Genomic DNA, 16,521 nt, shown 5'->3' with positions numbered 1-16,521 from the left:
ATGCTTACTGCTCGTTCTCATCCTTTGGAATCAGCCGCTCAAAAGATCTGATCAGCGAAGGGAGCAAGGACACATCGATCTCAAAAGCAATACTGAGATGTTGTTCAATGTTCCAGGAGACAGAAGGGAGGGTGCGTGTAAGGTCGATTTTGGCGATCATATGGCCGACTCGATCGATTTTCTGGATGGAAAGAACCGCTTCACTCGGACTCATGCCGGCTAATACGGTTGTCTCTGCACGCTGCTGTTTTAGACGCACTAAATCCGTGAGGAAGACGTGCATTTCATCTAGACTAAACCAGACGGAATGCATGCTGGCCGAGAAATCATACGCGCTGGCTTCGATCTGGGCACGCACGCTTGGATAGTAGAGCATATTCACTTCTTGAAACTTCAATTGAATGCAGTGCCGATGATCTTCAGACTGAATCCTCATAACAATTACGCTCTCCTCATACATATGCGCCCATGGAATTATTCTTCTGTAAGGATATGTCCGGTGCAGAGTGCCAGTTGAAATGGTCGCCATCCCCCTGGTGGATCCCACTCGCCTTCTCCATAGATAATGGTGTCTTCAACACGCGTAATAACGACACCATCAATTCCAAGATGTTCTGAGATCCACTGCAGTTGAGCCTGCGCATCAAAGCACAACAGATCGGAAGCTGAAGCGACAAGGAGTCGATCTTGCAGCGGATAGAGATGCCCAAAGTAGCCGCTCAAGGGATGAGACTGGTGTTGTCGCGTCTCAAGGGAGACGAAATGAACCCGGTCAGCAAAGCCGATAATCACCCAGTTGTGCCAGATCTGTGCCTCGGTGAATGCGCCTGGATCGCCGTACACGTCGATCCTCATCACGGGCACATCATCCTCACCCACCAGGCAATAGAGCGATGGAGTTCCGAGCCCACGTGGGACGTCTCCGAGAGGCAGAGCATCGAGCCTCAAGGCTGCACCTTCAATAGTTTGCATAAAGCGGCAAGTATACATATCTCTTGCAGCACCCTCCTATGACATGGATCATTTGACATCACAACTTGTGCTACTTTATACCAATGCGCCGGGCAAGGATTGGAGGCACTGGATACACACGTTCTCCAGGTAGCAAGGTCTTCGCTTTCGCTTCCTTACCCTCTTGCAAAAGCGCATAGATCTTTCGCACCAGTGGAGTTGCGTCTCGAATCTCTACAGTCCACTCATTAACGTACTGCTCGATAATATGGCGGCTCAGACCGACTTGAATGCTGTTAATGGGAAGGGTTTTGCCCCGCAGCGTGCGTTCGGGATCCCATTGCACGTGAACGCGTGCCTGCTCAAATTGCGTGGCCCACTCGTCATAACTGCGGTAGGCCGATGGATCGTACGTGGTCAATACAGCCTGAGAGAGCGCCTCCTCCCAACCCTGCCGTGTCATGCGAATGGCCAGAATCATTTCCTGGCCAGGTTTGCGTCCCCAGTTGCTGCGCTCCATGAGCCATAAAAATGAGGGTTTGATCCAGGTCATGCGGTGCATCGAAAACGGGGGCACAAAGCGATTGTGCCGTATCGCTGGCAAGGCGATAGCCTTCCCATAAGCCTGGTAGACTGTAATCGACCTGCTGTCATAATCAGCACGAATTTCATTGATATTCATATCCGCATCTTACATGAAATATCCCTGATTGCATATCATTTCTCTGGATACCAGGGATACAATTGAGCTAGCTCTGCCGCATTCACTGATGAGAAGTCATTGAAGAGAGCTTCAACCTCTGCATTCATCCTCAGTTTTTTCTTTTCATTCGTATTCTCCTCATACTTATTCTGATATCTCTTCCACAGACGATAAAGGCCAGCCAGCCACAAATAACGGTCGAGTTCTTTATTTGAACACGATAATGCGGCACGCTGCTTTAATTGCTCTATGTTGTCAACAAAAGCCTTATACGGTGACGTTGTTCCAACAGTTCGCACATGTGTTCCTAGATGGTGGGCAACCATGTTTCTCGCAAAGGCATCATAGATAGGGAAACGTTCCATATGGATGAAAAAATGAGCAAATTTGGAGGCAAAACTGAGATGTTTGTGGCCTGCAAACGCGGCGATCTGCTCGACGAGTTCAGTATCCTCTAGCTCATCTGATGTACTCATAACCTCAGTGACATGCCTGGCCATCGGAACCACCATATAGAGCCGCGTCCCATACAGTTGATTCACAGCAACAACCTTTAACAGAGTTGAGTCCATGTCGAATCCAGGAAAGTGCGTGTGCAAAGTTTCAAGTGCTTGATCTATATCCTTCCATTGCCGTAACTGCTGGTGCAGCCTATTTGCCACATCAATTTGAGATCTCAACAAAGGCACAGCAAGAGTAGTTTCCATGGCATGAATCCCTTCAAAAATATATAAATGACATCCATGATGCTATACTTATACTACTCATTTATTGCGGCAAGCAGTTACAATCTGCACTGGCACCCGGCCCTTTTGCGCACTACCATCTATTTCTCAAGTGGACAACGCTTTTTTCCCCAAGAAGACTTTCCTGTCTCTACGCCAGGACATATCGCCGCGCAGCTCTTTGACCGCTGCCTTTTAACCTTCCGCGTTCAACCAATCGTTCCAGATCCCTGTGGGCCGTTCTATCAGTAACACCGGTCAGTTGCCGATAGATCCCATTCGTGATAAATCCGTGCTCTTGAACATAGCTCAACGCTTGGATCAACCGCTTCTCAACCTGTTCAGCGCGGCGATCTTGCACCACGATTTCCGGGGAAACTTCCTGTTGTTCGCCCCAGAGCGTTTCTCCTTGATATGGCATTTGAGGCTCAGGAGTGCGCAAAGCGGGTGCCTTTTGGAACGTCACGATCACTTCATTCATCTCGCGAAAATGCGGGGTGGGAAGTCCTAATCGCTTCGTCTCATCGATCATAAATCTAACTCCGCTGCCGATTTGCTCCATGTAGCCGGGGATACTCCTCAATAGATCCGCAATGACGGGGTTCCGCAGCTTCGACTGCACCTCGCCTCGCTGCATCTGCTCAACTGTTATCCCGGGTAGCAAGAGGCCAGGGCTATGGACCTCAACTCGATCAGGATAATAAAAGACACGAACCATCTCGCCGCGCCGGCTGTAATCCCGGTGGACAACGGCATTAATGACGGCCTCGCGAAGCACTTCGATCGAATACTCCGGGATATCAATCCGCTTCCACCCTTCAATACGTGCCCCGACTGCAATATAACGGTTGAGAAATGCTTCTGTGGTATCTATAATCTCCTGGAGTGTCCCTGTGGCAACCTTGCGATCGGCATAGCGGCTGGCCCCAACGGTCTCCCGAAACAGGACGCACGTCACCTCACTCTGAGGAACATGATCTTGTGGACTCCGGCCAAAGAAGAGCATGCCCGCATTCGTCGGAACAACAGACTCACCAACCTTTACAGCGCACCGCATTCCGATCAAGACACGCTCTGTATCCTTGAAACGGCTCGGATGCCGACCTGAGTTCGTTCGCCTGGCAAGAAATGCCCGTACCCGTTCCGAATCGAGATCTTCCATGGTTGCGTTGAAGGCAGGTTCCAGTTCCCAATCGCGCAAACCCCGGTCATAAATCATCTCTGACAACTCGACCATATTTAATGCCCTGGTCTGCGTTCCCTGCCGTATCCAAAAATGCCGCCCGCCTGGTAAACGGGTCCGGCGGTTGGGGTGATAGTGGCCACAAGCAGTTTCTTCCCCGCTAACTCATAGACTTCCGGCTCGGGTGGATCAAGTACTAGCTCTGGCTTGATCACCTGACGGGCGGCGCGTAAAATAACATCCATGGTTTCCCCAATCCGCTCGTCGGGAACTCCTACCACCTTGCGCGTCGCATCTTCCACCCCGATAATCACAACCCCTCCTTTGGCATTGGCCATTCCACACAGTCGTTCCGCCAGATCAACGGCACGAGGAGCCGCTAATTTGAGCTCAACCGTATTTGTCTCGCCGCCCTTCACAAGCCTCCTGAGTTCCGTATCACTCAGCTTACCCATAATGCCTCCATTCCACGCTATTATACCCTCATGTAGGCCAATTCTAGCATACTTACAAGGTCTCTCATAGGGGGTGTCCGAAGAAATGTCCGAAGAAATGTCCGAAGAAATGTCCGAAAGGAATTATCTGTGCCCCTATGATTACAGTCCTGAATGACCAAGAGAAACCACTCACGCACCATAGAGAATGGCTACAAGCGAAAAAGTGATAGTGTAGATAGCTCTCTATTCTGTTGCGGTTGCGGTCATCTTATCGCATTTGATCGGACATGGCGGTTAGCTGTAACGGATATGGCGGTTAACTATGGCGATAAGAACAACATTGTACGCACGAAATATTACTAGTACAAACATTTCAGTTTAAAACGTGAGCAAATGCTTGTGGATAAACATTCAACTCTGCTATACTCATTCCAGAATCATCCTTCTGATCCAGTAGAGCCTAGTGCCCAGAGTAGTATAGAGTACCTCAACGTTTTTTAGCAGGAGAAAACAGCATACTCCTCAAGATTTTACTCAGCGTCTCCAGGATATCCCCAAAGGGCCTTTTGATATTGTGGGGTCATTGCAGCGAGCATATACATTTCAACAGCTTGCACAAGAGGCATCCCTTACAGTCAACAGTTGATCGACGAGAGCGAGGAAGGAAGCCTTGGCACGATTTCTCCCGGTACTGATGAGTACTGCGAGCTTGCGATGCCCAGGCGTATCATCCAGTTCATGTAGGTGGTACAATAAGCATCAGAGGCAAAAGAAATGGAAGAACAGAAACGCCAGGGGATCATTGAGAGAGCAACAGAACATATTGCTGCTGCCATAAAGGGCGCGACCAGGTAAGGAGAAAAGATCCGGTGCCTCCTTCTGCACACACAACGATACCACTTGAGCCAAAGGCGATACGCCAGCACATTCGCGCACTGATTCGCCACCAGTATCGCCTGCATCCACGCGAGGTAACCCGTCAAACCCATGCGGTGCTCAATGAGATCTGGCAATTCGTAACATTTGGGTCCATACAGGTACAAACCCATGAACAGAAGCAGGCACTCCTGACGCTCAAGGCTGTCACGGATGTCTTGACTGAACAGTGGATGCATCTCAACGATATCCATGGTGAGGTGAGCGCTTTCTTTCAGGATCTCACCATGGTGTGGACCGAGACGGTACTCCAGGTTGATCTGACAGCGAGCGAACGCAAACGTTGGGCGAAACAGATAACGATCTGGCAGACACGACTTGCCAACTGGCAGAGCATACGGGAAGCTTTTGCGATTCCGCAGGCTGCCCTTCGCGAAGGCTGGGATGATGGTCCCCTCCAACGCATTTTACAGGGCATAGATCTCCAACAGCGAGCCTGGGAAGGCGAGATTCCTGCCTATGCACCCCTGCTCACCCAGGCTCGCCTCACCGTGCTGGATCAACAGGAAAAGTTTCAGGAATACCTCTATCTGGCCAAAGCAGAAGGTCAGACCCGAGCGTATGTAACCATGCTTGTGCGACAGGGGCAGATCTCTGAAGCGATCTCCTATGGGCAGCACCATCTGACAACGGCCGATGACGCGCTAGCCGTGGCTCAGGCGTTGTGGGCGCATGGCGCGCAATCAGCAACTCTTCAGATCGCCGATCCTGGCATCACCCTTGATGGCAACCACATCCCACTTGCCATCTGGCTACGTGATCAATCCTGGCGCATGGGAGAGCAGGCGCAAGCGATGAAAGCAGGAGAGGTGGTCTTTCAGGGGGAGCCGACGCTGAAGCACTATCTTTCCCTCGCCCGTATCGCCGGAACCCACTGGTCCGAGTACCGTGTCAGGCTCCTGGAAAGTGCGCGGCAGGCTCCTTCTACCACCGATGCGCGCGACTTAATCCAGATCTTTTTGCACGAGCATCTTTTTGAGGATGCCATCGCGGTGCTGCAAACGGATAGGCGGCACACGCTGGCGACACTAATCGTAGACGCCGCACTCAAAGAGCAGACCGTCCTGGAATGGGTCGTCCAAGAGTGCCGCCATCAAGCCGAATATATTATGAACGGAGCCAAAGCCTCCTACTATCAGGCCGCAGCCAACTGGCTCACGAAAGCACGTACCACCTATCACCTCTTAGGACAAGATGACGTATGGCACATCTACCTCACCAGCCTGATAGAACGGCATCAATACAAGTCGAAATTACTGCCACTTTTGAAGGCATTAGCATGAACGTAGATACGTTCACGCCATAAGTTCAAGTTGAGAGGAGTCACACCCATGGATACCTACAACCAGGACAAAATAGACGAAGTGGTCCTTGCCCTCCTGCAACTGACGCTCCATGATTCCTACCGCGCCTGGAAAGGATTTGATTGGGACGTTCTCAATCGACTCCACGAGAAGGGATGGATTGAAAATCCCAGGAATAAAGCAAAATCTGTCGAGTTCACCCAGGAAGGACTGGCCCAATCCGAGCGCTTCTTTGCACACCATTTTGGCCTTGAGCATCCATCTGAAGAATAGTTTTCCGCCATGCTACTGCGGCTGTCGCGTCGCCCACGGCAAGGTCATACCGCCAGCCATAACCTTGCCGGACTCCTGATACGTTCCACGGGCGTCGAGAAAAACAAACCGCCCTACGGGGCCACGGCCGCTATTTACAGGGACATACGAGTCGGGTAATTGACCTTGTCTGGTTGCCCAAACAGCAAATAGATCGCTTTCTACATGTTATGATCATAATCCCCACTGTTCTCTTTTCCTCCGGCATTTTGTTTATCTATTTATTCAAGAGGTATATTTGGCCAACGAAAATTTAAATATGTACCATTATAATAGCTCCGATTTTTTAGAGGCTCTTGCCTATTAATATGATCAAGCAGTTTTTGCGCGTAAGAAGTTGAGTGTCCTTGCTGGCGGCAAAGCGCCTCTGCTCGTGTTGCTGCTATTTGTGCAGCGGGCCAATCTCGCAATTCACAACAAAGTGTGGTCAGATTGAGCCAGGCATTCACATACTCTGGATCAATCTCTGTAGCCATTTGAAAAGCATCTCTACTTTCCTGAGGATTCAACGAACAACCAGGCGCGCCACGCATTGTTCCAATACCCAGGTATGCATTAACACAAATCTGTTTATCAGTAGGCGCTAGAGCGATCAGTCGACGATACAGTGGCCCTGCCGCCGCATATCCATGTCCATACCCCCAGGAGTACAGTAAACAGAGACATTGTAGTGTAATAATCGAATCCGGTTCCTGCTCTAACGCTCGCTCCAAAAGCAGAGCTGACTTCTCTAGGTCACCATACTCCATGAAAAGCGCATGACCATACTCACGTAAAATCGTTGGATGTTCTGGATACTCCTCAAGGAGGACTTCATAACGATCATACGCCTCCTTCAATTGACCTTTTGCCCAGGTTTGACGGACTTGACCTAGTTGCAGTAAAAGCACTTCATCCAGCATTCAAGAAACATCTCCTCTATTGTACTGCTTTTTCAAATTAAAGCAGGGTTGAACACAGTAATCAAATGTATAAACTTTCTCGCCTCATTGGTCATAGTAACATTGAGATTACAAAAGGTCACGCTCCCTGGTGCATTATTATCTGTTGCGCTTGGAGTGGAATGCAACGGCTCCCAGGACAGCGCCAACAAGCCCAAAAACATCATTGTGCTGGCCATGCGACTCAAGGGACCCATAGGATTGGTGATAAGAAGGATAAAACCAGGCATAAAGAACAGAAACATACAAGCCATATAATATATCAGATGAATTTCTGATCTTTTCATTTTTCGCTCTTTCAATGTATGCGTGCGCATTTGTTTCTTATACGTGCTTGCATGCCCGTTCGTTTGTTGGGGTTGCCTTATTCTGCACCACCCGTCGCTGCCCCTGTGCCATCACGAACTGGCCTGCTCGACGAGTTCGGAACGCACGAGTTCGAGGATGCGGCCGAGCCAGTTGCGTCCCTGGCCGAGAAAGCCCCAGTAGCGGCTGCGCTCCTGGCTGTTGACGAGGCGGCCGTCGCCGGTGGCGATGAGCTGTGCAGCCAGGTCGGGATGCTGCTGGAATTTGGCGCGCACCAGGCGCGTCATGACCGAGAGGCGCACGACGTTCCAGTCGGGGCGCAACGGGGCCTGCTGACCGATCTGCTGCGCCTCCTGGGCCGTCTGGGCGTAGATGATGCGCTCACGCGCCTCTGCGTCGGTGGTGGCCATAGCCCAGTAGGCGTGCTGAACCGTCGCGTACGTGCGTCCAGCGAGGGTGATGGGGGCTGGATAGTCATTGGCCAGATACAGTGCTTCACCCCTCGGGGCTTGAAAACGCACCACCGATGGACTGGCTGTGACCGAGTCATTTTGCCATAGCTCTTCAGCGGCTCGCCAGCGCTGATCCTCCTCCCTACGCCTGCGAAAGTACTCCATGGCGCCCTCATGGTCAGCCTCCTCAACAGGATCTTCGGGCGTGCCATCGGGCATCACAGAAACAGACTCGCCGACCGAAGTCAGAATCGTGCGCAGCGGCCAGTCTTTGGCATCCTGGTCGTGGAGCAGAAAGCGGCGCTGATGCTCGGGCACAGCCAGGTACGCCGCTCGCAGCGCCTCTAGACGCTCAACATCCGGCGCCTCGACGTAGCGATCGAGCGCGGCCAGGCAGCGCTGCTCCAGCGTCGGACGCCCGGCCAGGTACTCGATCTCATCGGCCACCTCCGCGATCAGACCCTCCGGGGTGATCATCGTATACGGCTCGTCGAAGCGCCACATTACCAGATCATGAGCATGAGCATCCGCGCCCTGGGGAAAGCTCGTCGCCACCCATCCCGACGCCACCTGCTGGCGAAACGTCTCAAAGTTCACCAGCCCCCAGCAATCGATCATCCCATCAGCATACACCTTCAAATCGCTCAAAAAATACGTCCCATTGTGGATAAAGACATGGCGCCAGCTCCCCCGAATGCGCTCCCCATCCACCACCCGATACGTCACATTCCTGTACGGCATACATCACTCCTGACCTACAATAAACATGCACAGAGAGCGCCTCGACAAGGCACTGGTCCATGCCTTCTTCCTTCCGCCTCGCGGCCTTCTAGCGTATCCCCTGACCCATGCAGGTGAAAACCACCGCCACCCCACCACATCCCATCCCTGGACAGCTATGACAACCTTGCGACATCTAACACTGTCACAGCCCTCTCACCCGAATACATCCGTCCACAACATAAGAACATAGAAGGTGCCCCAATAAAAGCATCTTCTCATTATTTATTTATATAGATATAAGCCTGTAGAATCACCAATATCACCAGGTCTATTCTCATGTACTCAACCATCTCCCCCTGCACGGAAACGCAACGATCGCCAGGGACCAGCGCCGATAGGCGCGCCACATATACTGCCAGCCATAGCTCGCCTACGTGATCCACCAGCCGCGCAATCTACCGCTTCTTTTTCTTACGTCCCCCACTGGCTGGTCGTATCCGCGTCCGCAACTCCTCATAATTTTCCCGCACCCGCTGTGTATCGGGATGTTCCGCACCCAACACCTGTTCACAAATAGCCAGTGATCTTTTCAGCAATGGTAACGCCAGCGAATATAAATTCCGCTGAGCATAAAGCGTCGCCAGATTATTCAAGCTAGTAGCGATATCAGGATGCTGCTCCCCCCACACATGTTCTTGAATTGCTAATGCCTTCTTATAAAGAGGAAGCGCTGCTTGCAATCGCCCCTGCTCCTTATACAATAATGCCAGCTTATTCAGGCTCGTCGCCGTATCGGGATGCTGCCCTCCCAACACCTCTTCTAGAACCTGCAATGCTCGCCTCAACAATGGCTCCGCCTCCTCATATCGTCCCTGATCCTGATACCATCTTGCCAGATTCCCCACACTCATCGCCGTATTGGGATGCTGCCCTCCCAACACCTCCTCACAGATCTGCAATGCTCGCATCAACAATGGCTCCGCCTCCTCATATCGTCCCTGATCCTGATATAATACTGCCAGATTATTCAGACTCGTCGCTGTATTGGGATGCTGCCCTCCCAACACCTCTTCCAGAATCTGCAGCGCCCGTTCATATAATGGCTCCGCCTCCCCATATCTTCCTTGATCCTTATATAATACTGCCAGATTATTCAGACTCGTCGCCGTATCGGGATCACTTTCCCCTAAGACCTTCTCACGAATCTGCAACGCTTGCAGATAGAGCAGCTCGGCGGCCTGATATTTTGCTTGCTCACGGTAGAGTTCAGCCAGATCATTCAAGATCGTTGCAACTAGCGGATGCTCAAACCCGACAATCTGTTCACTGAGAGTGAGTGCTCTCTGCAAGGAAGGCTCAACTTCCTGATAGCGTGCCTGCTCATACTTTACCTTGCCGAGCCAGCGGAGGAGTTGTGCCACTTCAATGAAGGAGAATTGCTGCTGCTCGACCAGTTCCAGGGCGCATTGGACCTGGGGAACATATTCCAGACACTGGGACCAGTGATCCTGCTCATAATTGGCTGGTGGCAGGCTGAGGGCCAGGGCCTTGATGACGCGCTCGGACCACAGCTGTCGTTCCTGTTGGCTCATCCTGCTCTGCAGCACGATCTGGACCAGGCGGTGGATAGTGAGCGTCTGGTTGGGGTTACGGCGCAGCAGCGAGTAGCGCAGCAGATGGCGCATCATGGCATTAAAGGCCAGCTCGTCTCCCTGCAACTGCATCAGTTCGGGTCCCAGCGCCTGCGCGCCCCGCTCAAACAGCGTCCGGGGGATGGCATCCGGGTCGAGCAGCGCGCATACCGTCAGAAAGTCACTGGCGACGGCGCTGGCCTGCCGTACCTTCTCAAAGGAGAGCGACCAGGTCGTGGCTACCGTCTCTGGATACTCCTCCTCGGCCTCCCCGCGTTCCCGCAGCAGATCTGCGTTGCGCCGTCGATACAGGTCCAGGTAGCCTTGCAGGCCGCATTGCGTCTCTTCGATATAGGCGCCGGCCTGGTCGAGCGCCAGCGGCAGGCCGCCCAGATCCCGCGCGATCTCCCTGGCCAGCGCCTGATCCGCCTCCGACGCACCCACCAGTGAGTCCTCGCTCATGTCCAGTACATTGGCGCGGCGCAGCAGCAGCAACGCGCCTTCCTCCGTTGGCATGGTCTCCAGGTCGATGTGGCGCGCCCTGTTGCCAAAGGCCTGCGAGCGCGTCGTGATCAGCGTATGCCCCCGCGCCCTGACCGGTGGTACGCCCTCAAGGTCGGATAGCGACTCCACATTATCCAGGATCAGCAGCCAGCCATCGTGCTGCTGCAGCCAACGCTTGACCGCCTCGATAATCACGGCCTACTCCTGCTCCGGACCCAGCGGCAGCTTGAGCAGCAGGCTGACGGCTGCCAGGCCCGAGCGCACCGACTGCAGCGAATCGGCCGTGATCCACAGGATATGCGTATACTCCTCACGATAGCGATAGGCATACTCCAGAGCCGTCTGCGTCTTGCCGATGCCGCCCAGCCCGCTGATCGTCTGGGTCAGCGCCACCGCACTCTCCCGGTGCAGCGTCGCATGCAGATCCGCCAGCACCACCGCGCGGCCCGTAAACAGCGGATTGCGTGCGTAGGGGATATTCTCAACCACCGCCCGCGCTGGCGCCTCGCGGCTCAGCCGAGCCTGGTAGACCGGATCATCCTGCAGCCTACGCAGCACCTCGCGTATCCCCGTAATCACCGCCAGGAACGCCTCATCCTCATCATCCCATGTACTGATCGGCCTCGCATCGCGTGGCAGCGCCTGCAGACTATCGAACGACGTCCCCTTCCAATCGCAGGGCCGTACGATCACCGGGACCACGCACGCCTCCTTGCGCAGCGCGCGCTCCATCGCCCGCTGCACCTCCACGCCATAGCAATAATCCGAAGCCAGAAAGTCAGCGCTCACCAGCAGCACAATAATCGTCGCCCGGCCCAGCTGCTCTGCGATGCTCGCCACCCACTCCTCGCCCGCACTGATATCGCGATCGTACCAGCTCGACACCACCCCCTGCCGCCGCAGCGCGCTCAAATGATTCAGCAGCCTCCTCGCGAACGCCTCATCCTCGTGGGCATACGAAATAAACATCTCGACCGGGCGCGCAGCATCGGCAGACATAGCACAGATCCCCTCTCATACGCATAATCAATAAATAGATACTCATTAATATAACGCACATGCGGCCCGATTAACATCAAGAATGAATATGGAACGTTGCACCTTTTTCGCCACATAAACAACAATAGCCCCAACAGCATAGTTGCTCAAGGCAATATTGACTTGCCTATAGCTGATCAATCATTCAACACTATCGTTTTCACAAACACCACAACGGCCCGGGGAACGTACGCCGAAACGCCCCTCAACCATCCAGGAGCCGAGGCATGAATGGCATAGCAAGGCCACAAAAGTGGAGACGCTAGCCACGAACAATGTTGGGATTATCGCATCCCCATCATATTTTCACATCTTTCGCTTCTTTTCAAGAAGATACCAGACAAAGTAAATAATGAAACCAGTCACTAAGAAAACATATCCCATGGAAGTAAGTTGGCTATTACCTGTAATGAGCCTTACAATGAAAAAAATGGTAGCAATGAAGAAACTTACAGCAGCAAACAGGGGAAGAGCAGCTGTCAAAGTTCGAGGCTTTTGCATGGTTTCTCTCTACTTCTCTTTATTAATACTCACCTGGTATACGAAGCTACACAATTCTGTGATGTGCATCTTTTCATCTTGCCTCCCACGCCCTGACAATTCCTGGGCCAGATAAGATATGCTATACGTGAGAAGCGTTTCGATTCAGAAGAGAATAGCAAAGCCTTTGTGCTGGAAAAGGAGAACAATGGCGCCAGATTCCCACAACAAGCCGACACCGCCTCTGTGGCATCGTCCTGGTACAAAGATGGCCGAGGAGCAATATCACGAACTTGAGCACCTCTATCCTGACCGCAAATACGAATACATCGATGGTATCGCGTACATGATGAGCGGTGGAAGCGTCGCGCATGATCGGATCGCGTATAATACACGACTCGCTTTAGACACACACCTTCGATCGCATGCCTGTACCGTCTTCGGGGCAGATGTACAGGTATTTCTTGCCCAGAAGAAAAAGGGGAAACCTCATTTTGTCTATCCAGATGTCACCATCTCTTGTGACGCGGCGGATAGCAGATCGGACAACACACTGATAGCATCGCCCCGCGTTGTCGTGGAGGTGCTTTCTCCAGGCACCGAAACCAAAGATCGCGGTGCGAAATTTAAAGCGTATCAGAGCCAGGAAACCATCCAGGAAATCGTTCTGGCCAGCCAGTTTGCTCAGTATGTCGAGGTCTGGCAGCGCAATGAACAAAACCCCAACAATCCCAGGGCCTGGCACTACCGCCACTATGGACCAGATGACACCATCGACCTGGTCAGCATCGATGGACACATCGAAGTTGCAGCGTGGTATAGAGGCCTGGTATTTGACGACGAAGAAGAAAGTTAAACCGTCTCACTTGTCCGAAGACAAACGGCTTCGCAGGACCAGAAAAGGTTGAGACGCTTGCCATGACGAAACCGCGCGAACAACGCTAGCTGGACTGTTTCCCATTTCTGGCCTTCAAGTAACCAGAGAGGAGCATCACCAAGAATCCGATAGCAAACAATCCAGCGCCTATGCATATAAGAGGCCCAACAACAGGCACTCTTATATATGTAAATGCCAGAATCATAAAACCGACGGCAATGAAAAAGTGCCCTATGGAACCCATTATATAAATTTTCAACTCTCGCTTTCCTTGCATGCTGAGTCCTCTTTACTATTATATTACTTCTGTATTCTATACGTTGCATCCTGGCTGACTGAAGGCAATATAGTGAAGCTCCCCACGAAACCAGGCCTATCCTCGCTCTAAAGTTGTTGCCGCATTGTATCTGTGTTAGATCAGAAAGTGCTAAGATGATGGCTTCTGCGATCGGCAAAGTTGACGAGATTACGAATGCACTGCGTCAACGCATCATGGCAGGCGAATAACGAAAGGTTCGATGCAATCCTTGCCATCAAACAGAAACATGGCAAATGATAAAGCGTGTACACGAGAATGTGATTGCTCACCTACCTGATCAGAAAGAACAAGAGTTGCTGAAGCTGGTAAGAGGTGCTCCAGTCTTAAAAAGGCAAGCGTATGGACAAGCCAGGTTTGATGTATTGCGAAAGCAGATACCTCATGCGCCTGACAAAGTAAGTCTTGCTCATCCGCTAGGACTCCATTAGGCTTCTGCTTCCCACAAGGCTCGACGAGCCTCTTTCGTATTTAGGATTTTCAATCCACGGATGGCCTCGCTCTTCAATCCAGACTCATCACTATGGAGGTATTCGAGAAAAATAGGAAGAGCTTCAGGATCCTTGGCTGCAGAGAGGAGTTCTAAGAGCCAATGACGCAGGCCGGAATCAGCCTCCTGACGAAACGAATCTATCAATTGTTGCGTATATTCGTGAGCATAGGGAAGTAGGAGATGAAAGCCATCTTCCTGCAATTGCGGGTCGCTATGACGCATAAGGCGCATGCCTTCTTGAAATTTTGGAACTCGTTTCTTCAACGAACACTCCTTGTTTCTTCTTTGGGTGTAAATCCTGGAGTTAAAACGGGTGGTTTTCACCACAATTCATCCAGGCGCAAAAAAAGAGCCTGCCCCTGGTTGAGGCAGCTCGATACTTCTTTATTAATGGGTTCCCAGGTATTCAATAATTTTTGGATGTTTCTTTGCCACCATCTGCATAATTTGTTTCGTGCTCAGTTTCACTTGCCCTTTTGGTGGGAGCTTGCGCGTTTTTCTATCATCCCTCATCGCTATTCATTCTCCTCAATAAACGTGCCTATGGGGTTCTCAATCCATGAAATATACTGCCAGTGGGAACCTCTGCCTTTTAGGCAGGGGAGGAAACTGGCGCTCCTTTCGGGCTGGTTGGGGGTGGGAACAACCTCACCCCAAAGCTATAGATATAGCCATCAGCTCGCTGCTGAAGGTGACAATAGCGATGAGCCACCTCCGGCACCTTGCTTGCGTTGGTCTGAATGGTGAAGTAGCCACTGGCTTTGACAGCAATCCGTCCCACATGCGTTCCCCGCCTGGCTCCTTTCGGCACAACGGCACGGACCAGATCCCCTGACTGATAGCCGAAGAAGCGTTTCTTGCCCTGGCGATAGCCGCGAGGGAACCCGTGCTCATCAGAGAGTTCATGATGGAAGAACTATCTCTGCTTTCTCTACCGGAAGGGATGCACGTCGAACATATCCAGATCACTGGAGAAGGTCTGGTGATTGCAATCGATGCTTCAGGTTTCTTTCCCCATGTACCGCTGGATTGTCGCGGCAGCAATAGATCAAAGACATCTTGTCGCGCAGCCGCTGGACTACGACGACAGCTCAGAGCGGCGCGACCACCAGGCCTCGGCGGCGGTCATTGCGCTCTCCGCCTCCTCGACGCCGGCTCCTACGAGTCCGGCGGTGGCAGCCCAGTGCAAGGGTACAAGGGCCAGAGCCCCGGGAAGCCAACGGTGCTCGTCGGGAGTCAGGGGTTCCGGAGCGGTGCGCTCATAGGCGTCGAGCAGTAGTCGCGGCTCGAGCCATTCGCCACTCTGTGCACCGGGATTCAGGCTGGTGGCGATGCCGGGAAGGTCGCGAATCAGGCTCAGAGCGCCCGCGATGTCGTACAACCGCTCCCTGACCCTCACAAAATCCAGGTCCAGGGTGATCCATGAGCCGTCTGACAGTTCGACCGCGTTGCCCAAGCGGTAGTCACCATGAATCGGCGCGAATGGCAGTTCGACATCCTTCCGAAGCCTGGACAGCTCGCCAGTCAGTTGGCGCATCCGACGCACGACCGGCTCGCTACTGGGTCCGAGCCGGCGGCGTGTGAAGCCGATTGAGTAACGCAGTTGGCCGAATGTCCTGTGGTCGTCGAGAGGTTCGGGCAGACTGGGCTCCCAGACTGCTTTGAGCGCCGCGTGAAGACGTCCGAGCTCCTCGAATAGGCGGACGTAGGAGTCTTGGGTCGCCGGCGGCTGTACGTGATCGATGAACTCCTCAAGTTCAGCCCAACGATCAGCGACCCTCACGAGGTCGGAGCCGAATATCCGAATCGGCCGAGCGACTCGGACTTGGGTGCGCTGGAGCCGCTCGCGCAGGCGTCGCAGTCCAGCCACTCGGCCGCGCGTTACCCACGGCCTATGAATCCGGAGGACAACCAGCGGCTCAGCGTCTATGCGCACGTTGAGATTGAACGAACCGCCGATGTCTGCCCACCCTGCCCCCCGCGCGACGCGGTCGATCAGGGCCGAGACGGCCGAATCATCGGGGCTGGCTCTCGGTCCAAACCAGCGTGGCAAGGGAGGGGGAGGGGTCGAAACTTCGATTCCGGTCATGGCAATGGCCCACCTTCATTCATGCAGTCGTAGTAACGGCGAAGCACGGCCCGGCCTTCTCGGGTCCATACATGCCAGTTGGCGTTGCCTGTAAATATGATTACTAAAAGAGCCGATCAC

Annotated in this window: 17 protein-coding genes; 3 read left to right on the top strand and 14 right to left on the bottom strand. The window is 52.9% G+C overall.

Annotated features, from left to right (window positions below; translation table 11 throughout):
* Positions 1-4: 4 nt before the first annotated feature.
* From AABA21_RS32600 to AABA21_RS32575, 6 genes are all read right to left on the bottom strand, one after another.
* Complete coding sequence (locus tag AABA21_RS32600) at positions 5-436, bottom strand: WapI family immunity protein (RefSeq protein WP_338256687.1); 432 nt, start codon at positions 434-436, stop codon at positions 5-7.
* 38 nt (positions 437-474) lie between these two features.
* Positions 475-948 (bottom strand): hypothetical protein, encoded by a 474-nt coding sequence (locus AABA21_RS32595; RefSeq protein ID WP_338256685.1) that lies wholly within the window; start codon positions 946-948, stop codon positions 475-477.
* 94 nt (positions 949-1,042) lie between these two features.
* Positions 1,043-1,633 carry a DUF4291 domain-containing protein gene (locus AABA21_RS32590; RefSeq protein WP_338256683.1) on the bottom strand — a complete coding sequence of 197 codons (591 nt, stop codon included), beginning with the start codon at positions 1,631-1,633 and terminating at the stop codon, positions 1,043-1,045.
* A 35-nt stretch (positions 1,634-1,668) separates the two neighbouring features.
* Positions 1,669-2,361, bottom strand: a complete 693-nt coding sequence (locus AABA21_RS32585) for a hypothetical protein (RefSeq protein ID WP_338256680.1) — start codon at positions 2,359-2,361, stop codon at positions 1,669-1,671.
* Between the two features lie 169 nt (positions 2,362-2,530).
* On the bottom strand, positions 2,531-3,616 hold the full coding sequence (locus AABA21_RS32580) for an ATP-binding protein (protein WP_338256679.1): 1,086 nt from the start codon (positions 3,614-3,616) through the stop codon (positions 2,531-2,533).
* Between the two features lie 2 nt (positions 3,617-3,618).
* Positions 3,619-4,017, bottom strand: a complete 399-nt coding sequence (locus tag AABA21_RS32575; RefSeq protein WP_338256678.1) for an AlbA family DNA-binding domain-containing protein — start codon at positions 4,015-4,017, stop codon at positions 3,619-3,621.
* Positions 4,018-4,868: 851 nt separating this feature from the next.
* On the opposite strand from AABA21_RS32575, the gene AABA21_RS32570 reads away from it, so the two are divergent.
* Positions 4,869-6,218, top strand: coding sequence for a hypothetical protein (locus tag AABA21_RS32570; RefSeq protein WP_338256677.1), 1,350 nt, complete (start codon positions 4,869-4,871; stop codon positions 6,216-6,218).
* Positions 6,219-6,266: 48 nt separating this feature from the next.
* Positions 6,267-6,512 carry a DUF6429 family protein gene (locus AABA21_RS32565; protein WP_338256676.1) on the top strand — a complete coding sequence of 82 codons (246 nt, stop codon included), beginning with the start codon at positions 6,267-6,269 and terminating at the stop codon, positions 6,510-6,512.
* Between the two features lie 260 nt (positions 6,513-6,772).
* On the opposite strand, the gene AABA21_RS32560 is transcribed toward AABA21_RS32565, so the two are convergent.
* From AABA21_RS32560 to AABA21_RS32540, 5 genes are all read right to left on the bottom strand, one after another.
* Positions 6,773-7,453 (bottom strand): tetratricopeptide repeat protein, encoded by a 681-nt coding sequence (locus tag AABA21_RS32560; protein WP_338256675.1) that lies wholly within the window; start codon positions 7,451-7,453, stop codon positions 6,773-6,775.
* Between the two features lie 32 nt (positions 7,454-7,485).
* Complete coding sequence (locus AABA21_RS32555; RefSeq protein WP_338256674.1) at positions 7,486-7,779, bottom strand: hypothetical protein; 294 nt, start codon at positions 7,777-7,779, stop codon at positions 7,486-7,488.
* A 111-nt stretch (positions 7,780-7,890) separates the two neighbouring features.
* Positions 7,891-8,991, bottom strand: coding sequence for an NADAR family protein (locus AABA21_RS32550; RefSeq protein WP_338256671.1), 1,101 nt, complete (start codon positions 8,989-8,991; stop codon positions 7,891-7,893).
* A gap of 437 nt (positions 8,992-9,428) precedes the next feature.
* Positions 9,429-11,303, bottom strand: coding sequence for an FxSxx-COOH system tetratricopeptide repeat protein (gene fxsT / locus AABA21_RS32545; protein WP_338256669.1), 1,875 nt, complete (start codon positions 11,301-11,303; stop codon positions 9,429-9,431).
* 3 nt (positions 11,304-11,306) lie between these two features.
* Complete coding sequence (locus tag AABA21_RS32540; protein WP_338256668.1) at positions 11,307-12,107, bottom strand: toll/interleukin-1 receptor domain-containing protein; 801 nt, start codon at positions 12,105-12,107, stop codon at positions 11,307-11,309.
* Between the two features lie 727 nt (positions 12,108-12,834).
* On the opposite strand from AABA21_RS32540, the gene AABA21_RS32535 reads away from it, so the two are divergent.
* A complete protein-coding gene (locus tag AABA21_RS32535) occupies positions 12,835-13,482 on the top strand; it encodes a Uma2 family endonuclease (protein ID WP_338256667.1) in 648 nt (215 codons plus the stop codon).
* A gap of 764 nt (positions 13,483-14,246) precedes the next feature.
* On the opposite strand, the gene AABA21_RS32530 is transcribed toward AABA21_RS32535, so the two are convergent.
* The 3 genes from AABA21_RS32530 to AABA21_RS32520 form a co-directional block, all read right to left on the bottom strand.
* The gene (locus AABA21_RS32530) at positions 14,247-14,576 is read right to left on the bottom strand and encodes a HEAT repeat domain-containing protein (RefSeq protein ID WP_338256666.1); all 330 of its coding nucleotides are present in this window, start codon (positions 14,574-14,576) and stop codon (positions 14,247-14,249) included.
* Positions 14,577-14,904: 328 nt separating this feature from the next.
* Positions 14,905-15,093 (bottom strand): hypothetical protein, encoded by a 189-nt coding sequence (locus tag AABA21_RS32525; RefSeq protein WP_338256665.1) that lies wholly within the window; start codon positions 15,091-15,093, stop codon positions 14,905-14,907.
* Positions 15,094-15,390: 297 nt separating this feature from the next.
* Entirely contained in the window at positions 15,391-16,401 is a 1,011-nt protein-coding gene (locus AABA21_RS32520; protein WP_338256663.1) for a phosphotransferase, read from the bottom strand.
* Between the last annotated feature and the right edge of the window lie 120 nt (positions 16,402-16,521).

This window comes from Dictyobacter halimunensis, from assembly GCF_036245075.1.
The sequence above is the reverse complement of the archived record's forward strand: the minus strand, read 5'-3'. Positions and strand labels throughout refer to the sequence as shown.